Below are 993 nucleotides of genomic sequence, written 5' to 3'. Positions count from 1 at the left end.
AGTGATCGCTGCGGTATTTGTTCTTATCCTGAATTAAGCGCATATTTACCTTAGCCTGAATGTTGGTGAGAGGAAATTATAAGACTGATATACTCAAGGCGCTTTAGAAGGAAATGAAGCAGAAATACTCTGCTTGGTGGTCGTTTCGCTTCACATGTTTGCATGTTAAAGACTCAATCAATAGGGAGATAAATTAGTGAACGTAATTAAAGCGGGCGCCAGCCTCATGTTGTTATTGTCTGCAAATTTAAGTGTTGCAGAAAACCACCACCATAGTACTAAGCAGTTTAAAGTGACTGAGTTAAAGCCAGGCTTTCACTTTCTTCAGGGAAAGGGCGGGAATATCTTATTGTCCGAAGGTGATGACGGGTTGTCGATAGTGACTATGCCGATATGTCAGGTGGTTTAGAGAAAACACTTGATACTTTTGGTAAACCGCTTAAGTACATCCTAAATACGCATTGGCATGGTGACCATACTCAAGGCAATAAGCTCTTGGGTAAAGAGCCTACCGTTGTCGCGCATGATAATGTTTATCAGCGTTTGAACTCTCGTCAAGAGGTTAAGCTGTTTAACATGGTGTCGGAACCATACCCAAAGCATGCGCTGCCGGATATTACCTATGATCATCGTATGACTATCCACTTTAACGGGCATGATATTTCTGTAATGCACTTGCCAATCGGACATACTGATGGCGATAGCGTGATCTTCTTTAAAGAACAAAATATTGTCCATTTGGGTGACCATTTCTTTAACGGCTTTTACCCCTTTGTTGATGTGGATGCAGGTGGGCGTGTACGAGGTGTCGCCCAGAATATTGATCGAATTTTAGATTCTATCGATGACTCAACCCAAATTGTGCCTGGGCACGGACCAATGGCAACGAAGCCAGACCTTATTGCCTTCAGAGACATGTTGCGTGGTACGGCGAAAGAGGTCGAGAGCATGATGAATGACAAGAGCCTGGAAGAGATACAAAGTGCAGGTTTG

At 43.2% G+C, this 993-nt stretch carries 2 protein-coding genes; both read left to right on the top strand.

Features of this window, described 5'->3' with window-relative positions:
* Window positions 1–196: 196 nt before the first annotated feature.
* A complete protein-coding gene (locus A3763_RS29330) occupies window positions 197–409 on the top strand; it encodes a hypothetical protein (RefSeq protein WP_068567935.1) in 213 nt (70 codons plus the stop codon).
* The coding region (locus A3763_RS26390; RefSeq protein ID WP_068760759.1) for an MBL fold metallo-hydrolase at window positions 394–993 on the top strand (600 nt) is incomplete at its 3' end. The genes A3763_RS29330 and A3763_RS26390, both read left to right, overlap by 16 nt.

It is taken from the genome of Oleiphilus sp. HI0128 (assembly GCF_001635365.1).
The sequence above is the reverse complement of the archived record's forward strand: the minus strand, read 5'-3'. Positions and strand labels throughout refer to the sequence as shown.